This window comes from uncultured Caulobacter sp. (assembly GCF_947036865.1).
Classification (GTDB): Bacteria; Pseudomonadota; Alphaproteobacteria; order Caulobacterales; family Caulobacteraceae; genus Caulobacter.
This window is the reverse complement of record NZ_CAMQSF010000005.1, coordinates 108,834-127,936: the sequence shown is the minus strand read 5'-3', so window position 1 is coordinate 127,936 and position 19,103 is coordinate 108,834. Positions and strand designations below refer to the sequence as shown.

The 19,103-nt window shown below is 66.4% G+C and carries 20 protein-coding genes and 2 tRNA genes; 2 read left to right on the top strand and 20 right to left on the bottom strand.

The genetic code is table 11. From position 1 onward, the window contains the following. Positions 1–942: 942 nt before the first annotated feature. The 19 genes from Q0V34_RS06005 to Q0V34_RS05915 form a co-directional block, all read right to left on the bottom strand. Complete coding sequence (locus tag Q0V34_RS06005; RefSeq protein WP_297509222.1) at positions 943–2,397, bottom strand: hypothetical protein; 1,455 nt, start codon at positions 2,395–2,397, stop codon at positions 943–945. 124 nt (positions 2,398–2,521) lie between these two features. Further along, positions 2,522–3,184, bottom strand: a complete 663-nt coding sequence (locus tag Q0V34_RS06000) for a hypothetical protein (RefSeq protein WP_297509219.1) — start codon at positions 3,182–3,184, stop codon at positions 2,522–2,524. Further along, positions 3,184–5,184: a hypothetical protein gene (locus Q0V34_RS05995; protein WP_297509216.1), complete on the bottom strand. Its 2,001-nt coding sequence runs from the start codon at positions 5,182–5,184 to the stop codon at positions 3,184–3,186. The genes Q0V34_RS06000 and Q0V34_RS05995 overlap by 1 nt, the downstream gene beginning before the upstream one ends. A gap of 2 nt (positions 5,185–5,186) precedes the next feature. After that, positions 5,187–6,809: a hypothetical protein gene (locus tag Q0V34_RS05990; RefSeq protein WP_297509212.1), complete on the bottom strand. Its 1,623-nt coding sequence runs from the start codon at positions 6,807–6,809 to the stop codon at positions 5,187–5,189. 338 nt (positions 6,810–7,147) lie between these two features. Beyond that, positions 7,148–7,372 carry a helix-turn-helix transcriptional regulator gene (locus tag Q0V34_RS05985; protein ID WP_297509209.1) on the bottom strand — a complete coding sequence of 75 codons (225 nt, stop codon included), beginning with the start codon at positions 7,370–7,372 and terminating at the stop codon, positions 7,148–7,150. A 721-nt stretch (positions 7,373–8,093) separates the two neighbouring features. Beyond that, positions 8,094–8,169, bottom strand: a tRNA-Phe gene (locus Q0V34_RS05980). 97 nt (positions 8,170–8,266) lie between these two features. Next, complete coding sequence (gene yacG / locus Q0V34_RS05975) at positions 8,267–8,452, bottom strand: DNA gyrase inhibitor YacG (protein ID WP_297509206.1); 186 nt, start codon at positions 8,450–8,452, stop codon at positions 8,267–8,269. Then, complete coding sequence (locus Q0V34_RS05970) at positions 8,449–9,534, bottom strand: ribonuclease E/G (protein WP_297509202.1); 1,086 nt, start codon at positions 9,532–9,534, stop codon at positions 8,449–8,451. Before Q0V34_RS05970 ends, yacG begins: the two co-directional genes overlap by 4 nt. After that, on the bottom strand, positions 9,531–10,112 hold the full coding sequence (locus tag Q0V34_RS05965; protein ID WP_297509199.1) for a Maf family nucleotide pyrophosphatase: 582 nt from the start codon (positions 10,110–10,112) through the stop codon (positions 9,531–9,533). The genes Q0V34_RS05970 and Q0V34_RS05965 overlap by 4 nt, the downstream gene beginning before the upstream one ends. A gap of 8 nt (positions 10,113–10,120) precedes the next feature. Then, positions 10,121–10,339, bottom strand: a complete 219-nt coding sequence (infA, locus tag Q0V34_RS05960; RefSeq protein WP_004617696.1) for a translation initiation factor IF-1 — start codon at positions 10,337–10,339, stop codon at positions 10,121–10,123. A gap of 74 nt (positions 10,340–10,413) precedes the next feature. Beyond that, positions 10,414–10,872 (bottom strand): low molecular weight phosphatase family protein, encoded by a 459-nt coding sequence (locus Q0V34_RS05955; RefSeq protein WP_297509194.1) that lies wholly within the window; start codon positions 10,870–10,872, stop codon positions 10,414–10,416. Positions 10,873–10,874: 2 nt separating this feature from the next. Then, positions 10,875–11,354, bottom strand: a complete 480-nt coding sequence (locus Q0V34_RS05950; protein ID WP_297509191.1) for a UPF0262 family protein — start codon at positions 11,352–11,354, stop codon at positions 10,875–10,877. Positions 11,355–11,375: 21 nt separating this feature from the next. Next, the gene (gene hisD / locus Q0V34_RS05945; RefSeq protein WP_297509188.1) at positions 11,376–12,662 is read right to left on the bottom strand and encodes a histidinol dehydrogenase; all 1,287 of its coding nucleotides are present in this window, start codon (positions 12,660–12,662) and stop codon (positions 11,376–11,378) included. Between the two features lie 56 nt (positions 12,663–12,718). Next, on the bottom strand, positions 12,719–14,002 hold the full coding sequence (locus tag Q0V34_RS05940) for an NRAMP family divalent metal transporter (protein ID WP_297509185.1): 1,284 nt from the start codon (positions 14,000–14,002) through the stop codon (positions 12,719–12,721). Continuing rightward, positions 13,999–14,184, bottom strand: coding sequence for a hypothetical protein (locus Q0V34_RS05935; RefSeq protein ID WP_297509182.1), 186 nt, complete (start codon positions 14,182–14,184; stop codon positions 13,999–14,001). Before Q0V34_RS05935 ends, Q0V34_RS05940 begins: the two co-directional genes overlap by 4 nt. A 95-nt stretch (positions 14,185–14,279) precedes the next feature. Further along, on the bottom strand, positions 14,280–14,471 hold the full coding sequence (locus tag Q0V34_RS05930) for a hypothetical protein (RefSeq protein ID WP_297509179.1): 192 nt from the start codon (positions 14,469–14,471) through the stop codon (positions 14,280–14,282). 186 nt (positions 14,472–14,657) lie between these two features. Next, positions 14,658–15,098 carry a DUF2948 family protein gene (locus Q0V34_RS05925; RefSeq protein ID WP_297509176.1) on the bottom strand — a complete coding sequence of 147 codons (441 nt, stop codon included), beginning with the start codon at positions 15,096–15,098 and terminating at the stop codon, positions 14,658–14,660. A gap of 2 nt (positions 15,099–15,100) precedes the next feature. Continuing rightward, positions 15,101–16,378: a UDP-N-acetylglucosamine 1-carboxyvinyltransferase gene (gene murA / locus Q0V34_RS05920; protein ID WP_297509174.1), complete on the bottom strand. Its 1,278-nt coding sequence runs from the start codon at positions 16,376–16,378 to the stop codon at positions 15,101–15,103. Positions 16,379–16,493: 115 nt separating this feature from the next. Beyond that, the gene (locus Q0V34_RS05915; protein WP_297509171.1) at positions 16,494–16,967 is read right to left on the bottom strand and encodes a hypothetical protein; all 474 of its coding nucleotides are present in this window, start codon (positions 16,965–16,967) and stop codon (positions 16,494–16,496) included. 69 nt (positions 16,968–17,036) lie between these two features. Here Q0V34_RS05915 and Q0V34_RS05910 point away from each other — a divergent pair. Beyond that, positions 17,037–17,111 (top strand) — tRNA-Thr (locus Q0V34_RS05910). Between the two features lie 144 nt (positions 17,112–17,255). On the opposite strand, the gene Q0V34_RS05905 is transcribed toward Q0V34_RS05910, so the two are convergent. Then, positions 17,256–18,509, bottom strand: coding sequence for a YdcF family protein (locus tag Q0V34_RS05905; protein WP_297509168.1), 1,254 nt, complete (start codon positions 18,507–18,509; stop codon positions 17,256–17,258). A gap of 207 nt (positions 18,510–18,716) precedes the next feature. Here Q0V34_RS05905 and Q0V34_RS05900 point away from each other — a divergent pair, with 207 nt between their 5' ends. Next, the gene (locus Q0V34_RS05900) at positions 18,717–19,079 is read left to right on the top strand and encodes a CZB domain-containing protein (RefSeq protein ID WP_297509166.1); all 363 of its coding nucleotides are present in this window, start codon (positions 18,717–18,719) and stop codon (positions 19,077–19,079) included. Positions 19,080–19,103: the final 24 nt, after the last annotated feature.

Below are 19,103 nucleotides of genomic sequence, written 5' to 3'. Positions count from 1 at the left end.
GAGCCGGCGCGGCGGCCGGAGCCGAGGCGGCCGGAGCGGCGGCGGCGTCGGCGGGCTTGGCGTCCTGAGCGAACGCGGGAGCGCTCACCATCAGCGCCACGGCGCCGACGAGAGCGATGAGGGGGGTCTTCCGTTTAATGTCGAGCATCTGTCGCCAGTTCCTGATTGGTCTAGCACGTTTGGACCGAGGGTCGTCGCGCGAGAGCGTCTCCACCCTAACTCTGAACAGCCCGCCTGGGAAAAGATAGCTCCTTCCCCCGTCGGACCCGCTTCGCTGCGCTCGACCCGTTACGCCCCTCACGAGGACCAGGCCTCCAGAAGGATCGTTTCGAAGCGCGGGCGACCGAGGCCCTGTTCGGGCTCCGGTCTTACCGCAATGTTAGAATTGCGGCGGTGGTCCTTTGGCAACCCCTTTTCGCACCGTCAAGGGGATCATTTGGGCACAAAACCGTCGCATAAGCCCCCCTCCCCCACCCTTTGCCGCAATGCACAAAAGGGTTTTCCGGAACTAAGGGCGGTTTTTCCCTGGCAACGAGAAAAATCATGCTGCAATGCAGCAAAACAATAAAACGCGGATCGACGAAGAAAGGCGCCTGCCCATACGGCAGGTGGTGAAGCGCCGCCGCCCGGTCAAGCCTGGATCATGACGGAAACGCGACGCCCTCGCCAGCGCTCGGGAACGGCGAGTTCGTGGCTGGAACCGAGAAGGAGGGTGGTGCCTGGGGCCGGAATCGAACCAGCGACACGCGGATTTTCAATCCGATCTAAGCCATTGTATATATTGGTTATTTTTGATGCGCGGCGTGTACCAGGTGGCTTAATAGCGCTGAAATGCACCAAATTGTGTGGAATCGGAAGGGATTTCGCGCTCGTCACGGCTCGCTACGGACAAGAGCAAAGCTGCACGAAGCGTTGGTTAAACTAACGTCGCCCTAGCCGTCGTCATTTCCCGCCCATCGGGTCATCTACGTCTATCGCCTGCGATAGCGCTCGCACGCGGTAGCCTACCGTATAGCGATCGATGTACGTCGGACTTGCTTCAGCTATTTTCAGCACCATCCGGTTCAGAATAGTGCGCAGGATCACGGTATCGCGCGCAGTGGGAATGCTGTCCTCTGGGCGCCGTGCAGCGCCATGGGCAGCAGCATCTCGCCGCCTCCACGCGGCATCCTCTGCGGGTCCCCACCCCAAACCTAGACGTTCCATGAGTTGCTGCCGAGTGCTCCTGCCATTGGGACGATTGATTTGGTCGATTCTGGCGGCGAGTTGCTGGGCCGCAGCATCGTTGAGATTGAAGCTGTACAGGCATTTTTTAAGCGCCTCACGCACACTCTTCGCCTCACGCCTGTCCTTGATCGGACCACTGAGCTTGAATCCGGGGTTGGCGCTGAGATAAGCCTCCCCCAACGCTTCAATCGCTGCACCGAAATGCCCTGCGGCCATATGCCCAGGGGCATTCACCGCAAACCAGTAGTTCCAACTTAAGGCGCGAAAATCCATTTCGTCATAGTGCTCGAAAAGTGCGCTAGCAACGCGACCAGCTTCCGCCTGCTCCACAGCATTTTCCATTCTCCGGCTCAACGGCGCGGGCGGATCGGCAGGCTCAAAACGGTATCGGCCATACGAGCTAGTTGAGAGAGCACATGTCCAAACGAACTGGGAATCGCGATCAAGAGCGGTAGAGCCCCACCAGATTAGCCCCGAGCCCAGGGTGAACCCGACGACCTCGCGCACCCGTCGACGAAAGTCCTCATCTGGCGCGCCCTCGTAAAGGATGTAGCCCGGCCAATGATCCTTCGGCCCTTCCCTACTCGCGCAGAGAAAGACACGGACACCCCCGATCACCATTTCCAGCGCGGCTGAATAACTGCTCTGTAGACCGCCATTTCCGGCCCTCACCAGTGTTATGCCCGACAGCGGATCGCCAATGGTGCGGGTCTCGGTGGCATCCACGTGATCATTAATGGCTCCGCCGAGCCAGTGGCAGGTTTCACGATCGACATTGCTCAGCCAATCGATGGTGAATGCAACAGCCGGCGGGGACGGGCGGGCAATGAAAATTCGTCCTACGTAGTATTGGGCGGTATGCCGTTGCCAGTCGCCGGGATCGCTTTCATTTGACTGGCTGCGCAAATAGACTGCCTCAGCGATAGCTTCGTATCCGCTGCGGCTACCGAATCTGGCCTGCTCCGTTAGAACGCGCATTGAACCTGGCGCGAAGCCTCCATCGCGCAGAGACATGTGCCGAGCGGAAACTGCGGTCAATTCCAGCTCGCCGTCGCCAAGTCTTCGAATCGATACCTCTCGCGCAGGTCCAACTACGTGTCCTGGATCGCTGATCTCGAAGCCGACCCTATTGAAATACTCTTCGAAGCACTCCCAGAGCCAAGGCGTCATTCAAAATCTCACAGTCCGCTCAGGAGGCAGGCACCAGTTTCGCGACTAAGCGAACCAAACGCCCAGGATCATGGCACACTGCACCCGTTGAAGCCGACAGCTGCGGCACCCACTGGAAGTCGGACTAGTCAGCCACGCTCTTTGGCGCGTCCGCTGCGCTGGTCGGCAGCGCCGACAGCCTGCCAACTGACATCAGTTTGGGCAGGCCCAAGCCGATTTTGGTGAGGTTAGCCATCTGACCGCCGACAGCGCTGAAGGCGTCCTTGGCTTTCAAGATACTACCGCCTTGGGCCAGCGACATCGGATTGTTCAGAAGCCCTCTGCCCTGCTCGATCGCTTGGCGGTCCATCAAGATAGCCAAAGCGAGATTGTAGACCGAGGCGCCGATTTGGCGACGCTGAGCCTCCGTCGCCTTGCCCTCTAGCTCCTTGCTCTTGCTAGCGAAATCGGTGGCGGCCAACTGCGCGGTGACGTCGGTAGAGACTTGACGCAGGGCAGCCTCGCGCTCCTTAGGATCGGACACCGCTTCTGCGGCCGTCGCGCGCGCGCGCAGAGCGGCCGCTTCCTCCTTCGAGCTAATCGACTCGAGCAGTGAGACTGCGGAGATTCGTGTCAACGCCTCTGCCTTCTGGGCGCTGGCCAAGAAGCCGTTGACGTCGCCACTGCCGGAGCTGCGATTGCCAAGGCTAGGCACTTTCGAAATCAAAGCGCCAAGCTGGGCATGAGCTTGGCTTGACAGAAGCAAAAGGGCGCCAGTGGCGGCGAACATGGTTTTGGTGACCTTCATTATTTCCCCTCCTGTTGGCCCAGAAGAGCCTTCTGAAATTCTGACTTGGCGGCCAGTGTTTGGGCGAGGTCCGCCGAGGCTAACGCCACGTCATTGTCGATCAGGACCTCGCGATCCGTGGCCGGCGTATCCTTGGGATAGCCCGCTGTGTGGACAACGGTTTCCAGGCCATCGCGGAAGATCACCTGACCATCGCGACGCAGACGGTAGGTCACCCGAAGGGTGATGTCGCTGCGGCAGACGCCCTGCGGATCACAGGTCTCCTGCGTCAGGTCCGCGCGTACTACAGGCTCCACACAGACCTTGGCGGCCTCGCCAGCGAGGCCGCCGGCAGCCCTAAAGAGCCCTGTGGCCTCTAGGGCCTTTGAGGCGTCGGCGGCGGCATTTGAAAGGTCCACATCCTGGCTGGCGCCGCTGGCCCAGCGATTAAGCGCCGTCGCCTCGAACCCGGGTACTCTTCGCGCGCCCAGACTTTCGCTGGTCCCGCACGGACGCGTTCGAGCCACGCCCAGTGGCGACAGACGGCCCAGGCGAGTCACCCGGATCAGGTCGCCCGGCCGTACCGTCGGGGCCCCGGCGTAGAACGGCATGGTTAGGGCGGCCTCTGCCCGCCCCTGGCCGGCGCTGTTGATCGTCGCTGACCAGATCGGCATCGGCTCGGCTGCGCCCCGCAGGACCAGAACCGACATGCCCGATCGCATTAAGCCCTTCGGGTCCGCGACAGAGATTGACTTATCAGCCGAGGCTTCGACCAGGAGGTCGGCCTGGTCGGGCTTAAGGCCAGAGTTCATTCCCCGCGCCAGGTCGAACAGCGCGTTGCGGATCGCCACCTCGAAACGGGCCTGGCGCTGATAGCTCATGCCCTCGGTAATCTCGTCACGCAGGATGCTCTGGCCGAGCCCGGCGAACTGTACGCGCCCTTGAACGTCGACCACCTCGGCCAGCACCACGGCACGAGTCGTACGAACGGTCTTGTAGGTCAGGTTGGTGGGTAACTCGTAGGCGTAGGGCGGCAACACGATGATACGTATGAAGAGGTCAGGGGCGCTGCGCACCGTGAAGCGGTCGGCGCGAATGTCGGTGTTCTGGCGAACCGTCTCAATCACTTGAGAAAAGGCCGGGTTGACAGGAATGATCGTGATGGGCGCGACCTCGCCTAAGCTGTCGGCGATCATCTGCTCAATGGCGGCATCGGCGAACGGCGAACCATTCTGATCGATTCGTATGACGGCGCGGGGACGGGCGACATCGGTCAGGCGATTGGTGGAGTATTTGGTCCAGGTCGAGCCGGTGCGCGGCGCGCCGCCCAGCTGGGGCTTGGCCAGGGCGTAGCGACCTTCGACAAAAACCACCTTCAACTCGCCGGTGGGCGAGATAAGCGCGTCATCAAAAGAAAGGCCGTCGGCCACGCCCTTGTCGATTTGGACGAGGTCGCCTAGCCCCTTCTGAACCCTAGCGTTGATTTCAAAGGGCTTGAAGGCATGCCGGCTCTTCTGGACGAGGTCGGCAATCAAGCTTTGATAGAGCTCGAACACGCGGGCTTGGCGCGTTTCCAATCTGGGCGCAGGAGCGTTGACCGTCGACACGTCCGCCCGATAGGCCGTTGCGTTATAGGTAAACAGCACCTCGCCTGTGACGATGTTGGTAAAGTAGAGACTGGCGGTCAAGAATAGCTGCCGCTCGACCGTGCCGTTGACCTTGGTGATCGCGTATTCCGAGACGCGCGGTACTTGGAGCGAGACCACGAAGGTGCGCGTGCGGGCACCGTCGTCAATCCGATCGACGACCGATGGATAAACCTGTCGAAACTGCGCCTTGAAGTAGTCGCTGGCTGCGCGGGAAGTCAGCGCGGCCTGGGCACCCTCGACAGCGTTGGCCGCACCGGCCTGCACGAAAACCGCGTCGACGACATAGAGCGGCGGATCAGCGGCGCGCGCTGCCGCCGGGATGACGACAGCCACCGCGCCCGTCGCGATCACAAGCGAGAGCCGGCGCGCCACGATCAGACGCCCGGCTTGCAGGGACCCAAGCAGAGCAGGACCCGTTGACCATCGGTCCGTGAATCGAGCGTGGCGAAGGCGGGATCGTTCGCCAACGCCGTTGCCAGCGCCTGGTCAATCGGCGTCGCCCCCTTGTAGGAGACAGTGAGCTCGATCTCACTCGATCCTGAAGCACGCTGGACGCTGTTCTCGACGCCCGGCAGAGCGCTGACAGTCTGGCTGAACCGTGCGCGCACCGGAAGTGGCAGGAATTGGCCGGTCAGGCGCAGCACCAACTCACGGCCATAGACTGAGCGCCGCTTCCAGTAGGTCTGAACCTGCCCGCCTATCTCGGGACCGATCGCAAGGGCCAGCTTGCGCGCCACGTCTGAGGCGCATGCGTCGGAATTGCTGCCTGCGCCGTAAGCTGACAGCGTGTCAGCAGCGATTAGCTCGGAGTCGGCCGTGGCGTAGGCTTTGACCGTGACGACGCCGCTGCAGGTGTACTGACTAGTGGCCGGGCTCACGCCGCTGTCAACGATCACCGACGTTCCCGCCAGGAAGAAGTCTGCGCCCTGATCGGTCTTGGCGTAGGCAACGTAACGCGACAGCTCGCCGCTGTTCGTCATGCGGTCAAGCGTCAGGGGCTGACCCTGGAAGTAGCGGCTCTTGAAGACGTCGTTGTCGAGCACCCGCAGGTCATAGCCCTGCAACTGCCCCATCAGGGCACCGTAGGTCTGGCTAACCCGTTCGGGACCGGTCGCGCGCGGTTGATACTTCACCAAGCGCCGATAGGAGAGATCATCGTGGCTCTCGGCCTGGACATCGGTCTTGGAAAAACTCGCCGAGGCGCTTGAGCGCGCCGCCGCACCGGCCGCGCTGGTGTTGCCACGCACCGAACTGGCGCTGGCCTCACGGGCTGAGAATTGACCGCTGGAATTGGCGTCGATACGGCCCGATTGCGAGGCCGAGAAGTTGGCATCGCGCGATGCGCCGCCGGCCGAGGACGAGCCATTGGCGCGCAAACTGTCAGAGTAGCGGCCACTGGCGCTGCTGCTTCGAGCGTTCTGTGCGTCGATCGAAGAGGACGAGCGATAGGCGGCCGCGCTAGAGGAGCGCGAGGCCGCACCTTCGGACGAGCGGTCGGAGAAGCTTGCTCCCTTGCGGGTATTGAACTCGACCAGCTCTTCAAGCGGCGCTTGTAGGTCACGCGGAGTGGTGCGGTATTCGTCCATGACCGCCAGGATCGAATAGCTGCGCGCGGTCTGGGTGTTGAGCGCCACGCCCTGATCGGAAAGCAATTCCCGGAAAGCCCTATCGTCGAGGCTTAGCGTGAGCGCGACTTCAAAGCTGCCGGCCACCGTCTGGGCGCTGGAGTTGGAGATGGCGTCGTCGCCGACCTGTTCAACGATCGCTTCCAATCGCGGCGCTACGCTGGGATTTGCCGAAGCACCTGGACCCAGAATCTTCTCGACAGCTGCGATCACCGCTTTGCGCTTTGCCTCGCGGGTGGCCAGGGCACGCACCGTCTGTGGGTCTTTGCCCTTAATTGTGACCGCACCGACGCCACGTACGGTGAACTCTGCCGCGCTGGCGCTGGTAGCGAGTAGACAAAGGGCCAAAGTCAGGCCGCTGGTGAATTTCATTAGAGCCCCCCCGGCGCTATCGCGTCAAACTAGCTAGGCTACAGTTAGTCGCCCAGAAGTCGCGCCGTCCACTCTAAAAGCGGCCCAGGTCTCAATTCACCGACCTTCACGGGTGTAGTATGGGGCCGATGCCTCGCCGCGCGGCGATGGTTGGTGGAGTTCAGTTGATGCTCCTGTCCGTCCGCCTCCCCAAAAACGCGAAAAATACTTCCCCAGCGCTTCAGAATGATAGCGTCGTTGAGGCTTCGTCGATCTCGGCGGCGCTCGGGAAGAAGACTCATCCCCAGAGGCAGCTAAAAGGCACAAATAGCGCCTTAGCAGGGTTGGCCTCCCAACGCTCAGCCTTCTGCCCCCTCCTGGGCCGTCAGAAGGCGCAATACTTCGACGCCAAGCGAGGCCGCACACCGCTCGACCACATCCAAGGTTGGGTTCCGTGACCCTCGCTCGATCTGGCCGAGGTAGGTGACCGCCAGCCCGACCTCATCGGCTAGCGCCTCCTGAGTGACGCCCTTGGCGAGCCGCAGCGCACGGACGTTCGCTCCAAATATCATCGCCAGTCGCATGGCCGACTAGCGGCGCGAATTTGGTGAAGCGCTCCAGTCACTATAGTTACTATCGAGTTGGGGCACGGCTCAGATCGTCGGCCGCCATCAGATTGGAGTCCTTGATGCCTAACCCGCCCACCACAAAGCCATCAGAAAATCTGCTCCAAGGCGCTGCCGCGATCGCGGGATACCTCGGCGGCAAATGGACGCCCGCTCGGGTCTATACCGCGCACCAGCGCAAGCAACTTCCGATCCGCAAGCGCCCTGGTTTCGGACTCTACGCATTCAAGTGGGAGCTAGACGCCTTCTTGCTTGCACCAAACCCCGCAACCTCGATCGACGGTCCGTGTAGCGCTGACTAACCCATGCAACGGCAGGAAGGCGATCCGCCCAGGTGGAAATCTTTTTGGGCAAGCAGGGCACATTTACGTGCCGCATTTAAGGGCTGGGCACCACCTGACGAGACGATTTGTAAGCGCCTCTACCGAGCTTTGGCGACACGCGGATGTTCACACTGGGTGTCACCCGCAGCAAGGTGGTCTATTTGCGCTTAAAAACCATATACTTACGGCGTAAGTCGGATTCCCCGAGGCGTAATCGCTATTTACGCCTGGAGAATTTAAATTAAGTCATTGTTTTTAAAAGATCTTTTTGATTTACATTTGTAATCTTATTGAGTATAAAAAAATCCCGCGTTTTCAGCGGGTTTTTTAAGTCATTGATTTCATTGAAGAAAAGGTGGTGCCTGAGGCCGGAATCGAACCAGCGACACGCGGATTTTCAATCCGCTGCTCTACCAACTGAGCTACCCAGGCATCTTGGCCTTGGCGGCCGACGCCGCCTTGGCGCCCCGCCGCGAAGCGAGGAGCCGGGTCTATAGGGGAGGCCGAACGGGAAGTCCAGCGCCCTTTTTCATTCCTCGCGGCCGTCCTCGGACAGACCATTTCCGAGCGGATTTTCGGCGTCGTCGTCGGCGCCCGCGACGACGTAGCGGCCGCTGAGCCATCGCTGCAGGTCGACGTCCGCGCAGCGTTTCGAACAGAAGGGCCGGAACGCGGTCGCGACCGGCTTGCCGCAGATCGGGCACCCCGTGCTCATGGGACGGACACCTCCAGGCGATCGACGGGCCAAGGATCTTGTGGTTCGATCGTGAAGCGCCGGCCCAGGCGCTCGGCGACGCCGCCGTCCAGCTCGGCTAGGAAGGCGCTGGCGACGGACACCGCGCAGCGGGCGACGAGCCGGCCGCCGGGATCGGCCCGGCCCTCGCGCTCCAGCGCCCGCGCGAGGCGGCGCGCGACATAGCGGGGATCGAGCGTCCCGCCCGAGACGAGCAGACGATCAAGGATCGGGGGCGCGCGGCGCGGCACGATCATCTCGAGCGTGCCGAACTTGCTGATCGCGCCGATTCCCACGCCCGGATTGTCGGGCGAGAACGCCATGCGCGCGGCGGTCGTCAGCGCCTGGCCGTCATGGCCGCGCCCGACAAGGTCGAAGACGATCACGCCGCCCAGACCCTTCAGCCGAAGCACCCGGGCCGCGACGCTCAGGGCCGCCAGGTTGGCCTGGCGGGCCGCACGCTTCGAATCGGCGGACTCGCGCCCGCCGAGGTCGACGTCGACGGTGGTCAGCGCGCGCGTGGGCTCCACGGCGATGTCGCCGCCGCCGGGCAGCGGGAAGACCACGGCCAGCGCGTCGGCCTCGGCCGCCTCGACGGCCGCCAGCGCCTTGTCGCCGGTGCTGGGCGAGCCGGCCTTCACGTGGTGGCGCAGGCGCTCCTCGATGGTGGGAGCCTGGGCCAGCACGCGCGGCTCTCCCTCCCCCACGCCGACGAAGCGCGCCACGGCGGCCTTGCCCAGGCGCGAGGCGGTCTTGATCTCGATCTCGACCAGGCCGCCCTCGACCAGCCCGGGCATGTCCGGCCGCAGCGGCAGGATCAGGTCCCGCCCCCCGGGCAGGGCGACGAAGGCCGAGGCGAAGGCCTTTTCGATCGTCTTGACGCGGGCCACGCCGCGCACGCCCTCGGCGTCCAGCGGATCATCGCCCGGCCAGTCGATGAACATCCGCTCCGGGCGGCCGTCCAGGGTCACGACGCCGACGGTCTCGCCGACGCCCTTGTGGAGATAGGCCCGACGCTCGCCGGCGCTCTTGGGGGCGCGGTCCTTGTCCTGGGCGGGCTTCATGGGCGATAGCCCAGGCCGCTAAGCAGGTTCAGCGTCTCGTAGAGCGGCAAGCCGACCACGCTGGGGTAAGAGCCCTGCAGATCGGTGATGAAGCCGCCCGCCAGGCCCTGGACGCCGTAACCGCCGGCCTTGCCCTTCCACTGCCCGCTGGCGACGTAGCCGTCGCGCTCGGCGTCGGTCAGGCGCTTGAAGCCGACCTTGGTCTCGACCAGGCGCGCGCCCTCGCGGCCGTCCGGCGCGATCAGGGCCACGCCGGTCAGCACCTTGTGGGCGCGGCCCGACAGCAGTTTCAGGCAGTGGAGGACATCGGCCTCGGTCTCGGCCTTGGGCAGGATCCGGCGGCCGACGGCGACGACGGTGTCGGCGGCCAGCACGAAGTCGCCAGGCGAACGGGCGGCGACGACGCGCGCCTTCTCCCGCGCCAGGCGCAGGGCGTGGCGGCGCGGAGTCTCGTCGCGCAGCGGGTTTTCATCGATGTCGGCGGGATCGACCCGGTCGGGCGTGACGCCGACCTGAGCCAGCAGGTCCAGGCGCCGCGGGCTCGCGCTGGCCAGCACCAGCGCCGGCGGGGCAGCCATCGGCCGTCCTACTTGAAGCGGTAGGTGATACGGCCCTTGGTCAGGTCGTAGGGGGTCATCTCGACCAGGACCTTGTCGCCGGCCAGCACGCGGATGCGGTTCTTGCGCATCTTGCCGGCGGTGTGGGCGATGATCTCGTGATCGTTTTCCAGCTTCACGCGGAACGTGGCGTTCGGCAGCAATTCGCTGACCGTGCCGGGAAACTCGAGCAGTTCTTCCTTAGCCATCAGGCCTCTCAAATGGGCGAATCAGAATGCCGCGAGGACGAGGCCCTTCGCGGCGAGGCGCCTCTATAACGCAATTACCCCCCGAACGTCGATGGCGCGCCGAAACGACGCTTGATGGCCTCGGCCAGGGCGTCGCGCACCTCGCGATAGGCCTCCAGCCGCGCTTCCCGCGAGCCGTCGCCCAGGGTCGGATCGTGGGTCGGCCAGTACTCGATCTCGACGGCCCGATCGCGCGACAGCTCCACGGCCCGGTGCTGCGCCTCGGGGGTCAGCGAGACGACGACGTCGAAGCTGTCGTCCTCCAGCTGGGCGAAGGTCTTGGGCTTGTGATCGGAGACGTCGAGGCCCAGCTCGTCCATCACCGCCACCACGAACGGGTCGATCCCCTCCCCCGCCGGATCGGGCTTGAGCCCGCAGGAGTCGACGAAGGCGCGGGTGCCGTAGAAGCGCTTGAACAGCCCCTCGGCCATCGGCGAGCGCACACGGTTGTAGTTGCAGGTGAACAGCACCGCGCCCGGCAGGTCGGCTGACACGCTCAGCCCCGCCAGTGCAGCGCGCAAACCAGGGTGAACAGGCGCCGCGCGGTGTCGAGGTCGGTCTTGACCTTGCCCTCCAGGCGCTCGCGCAACAGGTTCGAGCCCTCGTTGTGCAAGCCCCGGCGGCCCATGTCCAAGGCCTCGATCTGCTGCGGCGTCGAACTTCTTATGGCCGAATAGTAACTGTCGCAGATCAAGAAGTAGTCCTTGATCACCCCGCGAAACGGCGACAGCGACAACAGGTGCCGGCGCTCGTAGCCGGGGCCGGAAATGTCGAAGGCCAGCCGGTTCTCGATCAGCGACAGGCGCACGTCGTACGGCCCGGTCGCCGCCTCGGCCGGCTCGAAATAGTTGCCGTCCAACAGGTCGAAGATCGCGACCTGGCGCTCCTGCTCCTGGTCGCGCGAAGCAGCGGCGAGGCTGTCCTCGTCGATCTGGATCGACTGGATTCGGTGGCGGGCGCGGTCGTCGGTGCTCATCTGGCGCGGGAGGTTCGCGCGTCAGCCGCTCGAAGGCAACCTCACCGCGGCCGAAAGCGCGTGGGCGGGCAGCCCCTCGGCCCGCGCCAAGGCCACGGTGTGCGGCCCCAGGATCCCGAACGAGGCCGTGTCGCACTTCACGATCGAGGTGCGCTTGATGAAGTCGTAGATCGACAGGCCCGACTGGAAGCGCGCCGCGCGGCTGGTCGGCAGCACGTGGTTCGAGCCGGCCACGTAGTCGCCGATCGCCTCGGGCGTGACGCGACCCAGGAAGATGGCGCCGGCGTGCCGGACCCGGTCGGCCAGGCGCTCGGGCTCGTCCAGGGCGAACTCGACGTGCTCGGGCGCGATGGCGTCGACCAGGGCCGGGCTGTGGTCCAGCGGGGCGATGATCACCGCGCCGTGGTCGCGCCACGAGGCGGCGGCGTCCTCGCCGGTGGCCAGGGTCTTCAGGCGCTCGGCGACCGCTTGCTCCACCCGGGCGGCGAAGGCCGCGTCGTCGGTGATCAGGATCGACTGGGCCGCCGGGTCGTGCTCGGCCTGGCTCAACAGGTCGGCGGCGATCCAGTCGGGATTGTTGGCGCCGTCGGCGACCACCACGATCTCGGAGGGCCCGGCCAGGGCGTCGATGCCAACCACGCCGTAGAGCCGGCGCTTGGCGGCGGTGACATAGGCGTTGCCGGGGCCGACAATCTTGTCGACCGGCTGGATCGGACCCGCGCCATAGGCCAGGGCCGCGACGGCCTGGGCCCCGCCGACGCGCCAGATCTCGGTGACGCCCGCTTCCTTGGCGGCGGCCAGCACGGCTGGCTGCAGCTTGCCGGGCGGGGTGACCATGGCGATGCGGTCGACGCCGGCCACCTGGGCCGGCACGGCGTTCATCAGCACGGTCGAGGGATAGGCCGCCCGGCCGCCGGGCACATAGACCCCGACCGCCTCCAGCGGCGTCCAGCGCCAGCCCAGCGCGACGCCGGCCTCGTCGGTCCAGGCCTGGTCGGCGGGGCGCTGGCGGCCGTGATAGGCGCGGATGCGGGCGGCGGCGAAGGCGATCGCCTCGCGCACGTCGGCGGGGGTCTCGGCCCAGCCCTGCTCGATCTCGTCGGCGGTGACGCGGATCGTCTCGGCGGTCAGCTCGACCTTGTCGAAGCGGCGGGCGTAGTCGAGCACCGCCTCGATCCCGCGCAGGCGAACGGCCTCCAGCACCTCGTGCGCGGCGGCGTCGACATCGGCCGGCGAGCCGCGACGCTCGTCGAGGAACGCCTTGAACGCGGCGGGAAAGTCGGGGGCGGAAAAGTCGAAGCGGCGCATGCGCTGCTAGATGCGGTTTTTTGGCCCGACGGCAAGGGCTTTCGCCCCCACCCCGGCTATTGGTCTCGGAAGATGAACATCGCGGCCACGGCCGCGGCCATCACGGCGGTCGCCAGCCAGCCCAGGATCCGCTGGCCCGGCGTGGCCACGAACCGGCCCATCTCGTCGCGCCGCGTCGCCACCCGCATCATCGCGGCCATGATCGGCACCGAGATGACGCCGTTCAGCACCGCGCTCCAGAACAGCGCCTTGATCGGATCGATCGGCAGGACGGTGATGGCCAACCCCGCCAGCATCGCGAGGGTGATCACGGCGTAGAAGCCCTTGGCGCGCCAAGGCGGATGCTCCAGGCCCGTGGTCCAGCCCCGCGCCTCGGCCACGGCGTAGGCGGCCGAGCCGGCCAGCACCGGCGCCGCCAGCAGCCCCGTGCCGACCACGCCGGCGCTGAACAGCACGAACGCCAACGGGCCGGCGATGGGCCGCAGCGCCAAGGCCGCCTCCTCGGTCGTCTGAATGTCCGATCGGCCGGCGGCGTGCAGCGTGACCGCGGTCGTCAGGATGATGAAGAAGGCGATGGCGTTGGAGACGCCCATGCCCACCAGGGTGTCGGTCCGGATGCGGTCGAGCTCGGCGCGGGCCCGGAGCGCGCCCGCGTGCAGCAGGTCGGGCGCGTGGGCGGCCTCCATGTCCTCCACCTCCTCCGCGCTCTGCCAGAAGAAGAGGTAGGGGCTGATCGTCGTGCCGAACACGGCCACGACCATGGTGATCGTCGCGCCGGAGAGCTCCAGGCGCGGCAGGGTCGTCCGCGCCAGCACCTCCAGCCAGTCGATATGGATGGTGAAGATCACGCCGACATAGACGAACAGCGCCATGGTCAGCCACTTCAGGAACCGCACATAGCGATGATAGGGCACGAACAGCTGCAAGAGCAGCGACACGGCGGCCAAAGCCAGGGTGTAGAGCGCCCGATCCCCGCCGAAGACGAGGTTCGCCGCCGCGCCCATGGCGGCCAGGTCCGCGCCGATATTGACGATGTTGGCGATCAGCAGCAGGCAGACCAGACCCGTGACCACCCAGCGGGGAAAGACGCGCACGAGGTTCGAGGACAGCCCCGCGCCGGTCACCCGCCCGATCCGGGCGCTGATCAGCTGCACCGCGACCATCAGCGGATAGGTGAAGATCACCGTCCACAGCATGTCGAGGCCGAACCGAGCGCCGGCCTGCGAATAGGTCGCGATGCCGCTGGGGTCGTCGTCGGCGGCTCCCGTGATCAGGCCAGGACCCAGGCGACTGGCCAGCCTGACCCGGCCGCGCAGGTTCGGCGGTGGCCGCAAGCTCATCCGCGCGCCCGCGTTTCGGCTTCGTCCAGCAAGCGCAGCACCGCGACGCGGGCGGTCTCGTACAGGGCCACGGCGCGTAGCGCGTCCTCGTCCAGCGGATGCTTGCCGTCGACCAGCGACAGAAGCTTCAGGTCGAGATCTTCCAGGGTTCGCCGCAGTTCCGCCGACCGACCGTCCGACATCTCCGCCTCCGCCGTTGCAGCACGCGACTAGGGCGCCGGCGCGGGGTCGGAACAAGCCGGGGAATCTACGCAGTCGCCGCCCCCCGATGTCGGGCTCAGCGCATCGCCGCGTAGGCCAGCGTCGCCAAGCCGCCGAAGAAAACTAGACTGAGCACCACCAGCGTCGCGCGGCCCCAGTCGAAACAGGGACCGCCGTGGCGCAGCACTGGCGGTTCGGGCTTGGTGATGTCGCACGCGCGGAAAAACACCGACTGGGCTTCGCCAGCCGCGTAGGACTTCCTGGCCATCGGGGCCTCCCTGACGACGCGCCTCGATCGGGCGCCTGGCGTCAGGTTAACACCGCTCGCCTGGCCGGCGAATTGGCGGGCCGATCACTACCGCGTGGGACGAATCCTGGGCGCAGGGCCTGCTCAGCGAATGATCGCGAAAAAGGCGCCGCCCAAGGATTGGGCAAGCGCCTCCTCGGCGGGCGTTCAGTCCGCGTGGCCGGGGGTCCGGGGCGTGGCCCAGGGATCCGAGAGGTCGGCCAGGGCGACGTCCAGGCAATCGACCGTCACCCGCATGTCGCCGCCGCCCGCGAAGGTCAGGGTGACGACGCCCGCCGGCGCCTCCTCGCCCGGCTCGAAGCCGATCGACAGCAGCTCGACCACCGCCCCCTTGGCGTCGCGGCGCAGATTGCGCGCCTGGACGCCGGCGACATCGCCAAACTGCAGCGCCGAGCGCACCCGCTCCCCGCCCTTCCCGCCCGCGCGCTCCCAGCGAAAGCGGTTGCAGGCGATGGTCAGGGTGCGGGCTTGGGCGTCCCAGCGGATGTCGCCGATCTTGGCCACCGCGTCCTGCAAGGCGGCCGACAGCACGCCCAGGTCCTCGGCGTCGTGCGCCAGCAGGCGCAGAGGCTTCAGCGCGTCGGCCATGCTCAGAGCTCCGGCTCGCCGTCGCCCTTGATGCGACGGACCTGAGCCCCGCAGGCGCCCAGCTTCTCTTCCAGGCGCTCGAACCCGCGATCGAGGTGATAGATGCGCGAGACGATCGTCTCGCCTCGGGCCGCCAAGCCCGCGATCACCAGGCTGACCGAGGCGCGCAGGTCCGTGGCCATGACCTCGGCGCCCTCCAGCCGCTCGACGCCCCGCACGCGGGCCTCGCCGCCGGACACCGAGATGTCCGCGCCCAGACGCATCAGTTCCGGCGCGTGCATGAAGCGGTTCTCGAAGATAGTCTCGCGGATCCGGCTCTCGCCGTTGGCCGTGGTCATCAGCGCCATGAACTGGGCCTGCAGGTCGGTGGCGAAGCCCGGGAACGGCGCCGTCTCGATATCGACCGCGTTCAAGCGCGAACCGTTCCGACGGATGATCACGCCGTCGGCGGTCTCCTCGACGCCGGCGCCGGCTTCCTCCAGCTTGCGCAGCAGAGCGTCGATCAGGCCCGGACGCGCGTTGCTGAGGCGAACCTCGCCGCCGGCCATGGCCGCGGCCACGGCATAGGTGCCCATCTCGATCCGGTCGGGGATCACCGCGTGGGTCGCGCCGCCCAGGCGCGCGACGCCGGTGATGGTGATGGTCGGCGTGCCGGCGCCCGAGACCTTGGCCCCCATGGCGTTCAGGCAGTCCTGCAGATCGGCCAGTTCCGGCTCGCAGGCGGCGTTGTGGATCACCGTCGTCCCGTCGGCCAGCATGGCGTGCTCGGTGGCGCCCACCGACACGATCGGGAAGGTGATCTCCGCGCCCTTCAGGCCGCGCGGCGCCTGGGCGTAGACATAGCCCTCGTGCAGGTCGATCTTGGCGCCCAGCGCCTCCAGCGCCTGCAGGTGCAGGTCCACCGGCCGCGCGCCGATGGTGCAGCCGCCGGGCAGCGAGACCTTGGCCTGGCCCGAGCGGGCGACCAGCGGTCCCAGCACGTTGAACGAGGCGCGCATCTGGCGGACCAAATCATAGGGCGCGAAGCCGCTCGTGATCTCGGCGGCGTGCAGGACCGTCTCCTGGCCGTCGGCGCCGTCGCGCTCCACGACCTCGACGCCCAGACGGCTCAGAAGCTTGCCCAGGAACCGCGTGTCCGCCAGGCGCGGCATGTTGGTCAGGCGCAGCGGCTCGTCGGTGAGCAGGCTGGCCGCCATCAGCTTGATGGCCGAGTTCTTGGCGCCGCTGACCGGGATCGTCCCGTTCAACCGCGCGCCGCCGGTGATGGCGATGCGATCCATTCAGGTCCCTCGAACGCGCGACGGTGGGGGAGCGCCGCGCGATCCACATGTGAGGGGCGCGTTCTATCCGTTGCAAGAGGGCTTGCAAGGCCTGCGCCCAGGAAATCGCGCGCGCTCAGATCGGCGCGGACAGATCGTAGGGCCGCTCGTCGTCGGGCCAGCGAAGATCATAGGCGGTGCTGGCCAGGTCCAGCGCCACCTGGGCCAGCTCGATCGCCGCCCGCGTCGCCGCCAGGCCGTCGCGCCCGAAGGCCGCCTTGCCGTGCTCGCCGTCGAACGCGCCGTCGCCGCCCACGAGCCGCACCGCGACCGCCCAGCCCTCGCCGCCGGGAACCGCGAACGGCGTCGACAGCTCCAGGACGAGATCCGCGCGGCGTCCATCTCGATGAGCGACGCCCAGCAGCCTGCGAACGGCATGGTACGGCCTGGGCGCGGTCTCGGCCGCCGCGACCGCCGGGTCGATCCCGCCCGGATCGGCCCGCGCCGCGGCCTTGCGCTTGCGAAGATTGGTTCGGAGCGCCTCGGCCAGCTTGGCCTCGCGCGCGGTCTTGTCGTCGCTGATCGGCATGCGCCGGGCGTGCGGCGACAAAGTTCTTCGGTCAAGGCGATTTTGGGCTTGGCGTTCGCGATTCTCCTCGCTATACGCCCCCTCCTCGTCGCCGCCGTAGCTCAGTGGTAGAGCGCATCCTTGGTAAGGCTGAGGTCGGCAGTTCAATCCTGCCCGGCGGCACCATCGGGGCCCAAAGCGATCCAGCTTTGGGCCCCGACCACTTCCTGGAAAACAATAGAGCCTCGATTGAGGCGCTCGGCTGGAACGCCACGGCCCCGTCCTCGTCAGGCCGTCGTGACTGGCGAACGCCCCGCGCCGCAGCACGCCTCACGGATCGAGCGGGTCCTGAGCGTCCAGTTGCAACGACTCCGCCAGCGGCCGGAAGGCCACGTCGAACGGCGAGACGCGGGCGACGAAGCGGAAAGGCATGTAGCCGAGCTCCTTCTGGCAGCGTTCGGCGAAGGCGGGTCCCTCGACATAGAGGCTATGGCTCTCGCTGGTGACGACCAGAGCGTCCTTGTCGAAAGGCACGCCATAGCGATGCATCAGGCGCGCGGCGTTGCGGAAATTGGTCGTGGTGTGCCGGGCGTGCGGCTCGACCAGGATGGCCTTGGCCGGGACGCCGTAACGCTCCATGAGCTCGCGGCGCATCTCGATGGCCTCGTTATAGGGCGTATTGGCCGGATGGACGTTGCCGCCGGAGACGATGATCACCGGGGCCAGGCCCTCGCGCCAGCGCCGGACCGCCGTCATCACCCGCAGCTTGCCGAACGCGCCCAGCCGACTTTCGGGCGTGTCGGGCCCGTCGCCCAGCACCAGGAGCGCCGAGTAGCGGTACTTGCGGAAATTGACGTGCTTGAGGAAACGCGCCGTCTCGCGGTTCTCCGGATCCTCCGCCGGCGAGAACCGGCCGGCGTCCTCACGCGCGTTGACGTACAGCAGGCCGCGGGCGAAGCGCAGGCTGGGGCCGGCGAGCGAAGGATCGGTCACCTCGGCCGTCACCGCGTGCAGCGAGGCGACCAGACTGGCGAACGAGGGCGACTTGACGTCGAAATTGATCGAGTCGATCGCCGGATAGCGCGGCGTCTCGCCCTGGCCGTAGACGCGGATGATCTGGTTCATGCCGTTGGCCGCGTCGCGCCAGGCCAAGGCCAGCAGCTCGCCGTCGTCGCGGTCGGCGTAGCGGATGAAGTAGCCGGACGCGCGCATCGGCGCGACCAGCTTCGCGCGCCAGAGCGCCTCGCCGGCGCGGGCCTTGAAGACCTTGGCGACGGCCTCGATGTCGGCGTCGGTCCATTGGTACGCCGCCATGAAGCAGGCCGGCGTCGTGGCGCAGTCCGGCTGACGCGAGAAGCGCGAGCGCCGTTCGGCGGCGAGGGCCGCGAGCGCCGGATCTTGGTCCAACTGAGCGGCAAGCTTCGGCTCGGCCTGGATCAGGGTGAAGAGATAGAACAGGCGGTCCTGGACGGCGTCGCCGCTGGAGACGGCGCGATAGGTCGTCGACGGCGCGACGGAAGTCTCGGCCGCCGCCGCCAACGGCGTCAGCAGCAGAGCGAGGGCCACGAGAAGGGTTCGCGACATTCAGAGAAATCCCGTTTCCTGGAGCGGGCGGATTCCCCGCTCTACTACGTCAAGGTCGACGCCTGGTGGAAGCCGCGGACGGCGGGACGCGCGCCTCGCGGCCTCATCGCGTCAGCCATATTCGCTGTGGATGAACACCGTTCGACAACCGATCGGAAACCCTCTTGCGCCACAATCTCAGCGGGATTGAACCAGAGGGGTTTGGTCATGGATTTTCAGGACGAAGCACTCCAACACACCGAAATCCGCGAGACGCTCGGCGCGGCCATTTCCGAGCAACGGTCCGTCGATCCGAAGCTCTTCAAGTCCGATCGCCTCTGCGCGACCGGCTGCTGGCTGCACGGCGAGGGCGCGCGGCGCTGGGCCGGGAACCATGCGTTCATGGGCCTGCTGGAAGCGCACCGCGACTTTCACGCGCGCGCCGGCGAGGTGGCGGAACTGATCAACCGCGGGCAGTTCTTCGAGGCCCAACGCGCGCTGCGTTCGGGGTCGGCCTTCGCCCTGGCGCTGACGACCCTGTCGTCGACCTATCGCCGCATGAAGGCCGCCGCGACCTCGCTCGCGGCCTAGCCGCCGAAACCGCTCACGCTTTCG

Coding starts and splice junctions, on each gene's coding strand:
- Q0V34_RS06005 (WP_297509222.1), bottom strand. CDS start 2,397: ATGACGCCTTGGCTCTGGGAGTGCTTCGAAGAGTATTTCAATAGGGTC.
- Q0V34_RS06000 (WP_297509219.1), bottom strand. CDS start 3,184: ATGAAGGTCACCAAAACCATGTTCGCCGCCACTGGCGCCCTTTTGCTT.
- Q0V34_RS05990 (WP_297509212.1), bottom strand. CDS start 6,809: ATGAAATTCACCAGCGGCCTGACTTTGGCCCTTTGTCTACTCGCTACC.
- Q0V34_RS05985 (WP_297509209.1), bottom strand. CDS start 7,372: ATGCGACTGGCGATGATATTTGGAGCGAACGTCCGTGCGCTGCGGCTC.
- yacG (WP_297509206.1), bottom strand. CDS start 8,452: ATGAGCACGGGGTGCCCGATCTGCGGCAAGCCGGTCGCGACCGCGTTC.
- Q0V34_RS05970 (WP_297509202.1), bottom strand. CDS start 9,534: ATGAAGCCCGCCCAGGACAAGGACCGCGCCCCCAAGAGCGCCGGCGAG.
- Q0V34_RS05965 (WP_297509199.1), bottom strand. CDS start 10,112: ATGGCTGCCCCGCCGGCGCTGGTGCTGGCCAGCGCGAGCCCGCGGCGC.
- infA (WP_004617696.1), bottom strand. CDS start 10,339: ATGGCTAAGGAAGAACTGCTCGAGTTTCCCGGCACGGTCAGCGAATTG.
- Q0V34_RS05950 (WP_297509191.1), bottom strand. CDS start 11,354: ATGAGCACCGACGACCGCGCCCGCCACCGAATCCAGTCGATCCAGATC.
- hisD (WP_297509188.1), bottom strand. CDS start 12,662: ATGCGCCGCTTCGACTTTTCCGCCCCCGACTTTCCCGCCGCGTTCAAG.
- Q0V34_RS05940 (WP_297509185.1), bottom strand. CDS start 14,002: ATGAGCTTGCGGCCACCGCCGAACCTGCGCGGCCGGGTCAGGCTGGCC.
- Q0V34_RS05935 (WP_297509182.1), bottom strand. CDS start 14,184: ATGTCGGACGGTCGGTCGGCGGAACTGCGGCGAACCCTGGAAGATCTC.
- Q0V34_RS05930 (WP_297509179.1), bottom strand. CDS start 14,471: ATGGCCAGGAAGTCCTACGCGGCTGGCGAAGCCCAGTCGGTGTTTTTC.
- Q0V34_RS05925 (WP_297509176.1), bottom strand. CDS start 15,098: ATGGCCGACGCGCTGAAGCCTCTGCGCCTGCTGGCGCACGACGCCGAG.
- murA (WP_297509174.1), bottom strand. CDS start 16,378: ATGGATCGCATCGCCATCACCGGCGGCGCGCGGTTGAACGGGACGATC.
- Q0V34_RS05905 (WP_297509168.1), bottom strand. CDS start 18,509: ATGTCGCGAACCCTTCTCGTGGCCCTCGCTCTGCTGCTGACGCCGTTG.
- Q0V34_RS05900 (WP_297509166.1), top strand. CDS start 18,717: ATGGATTTTCAGGACGAAGCACTCCAACACACCGAAATCCGCGAGACG.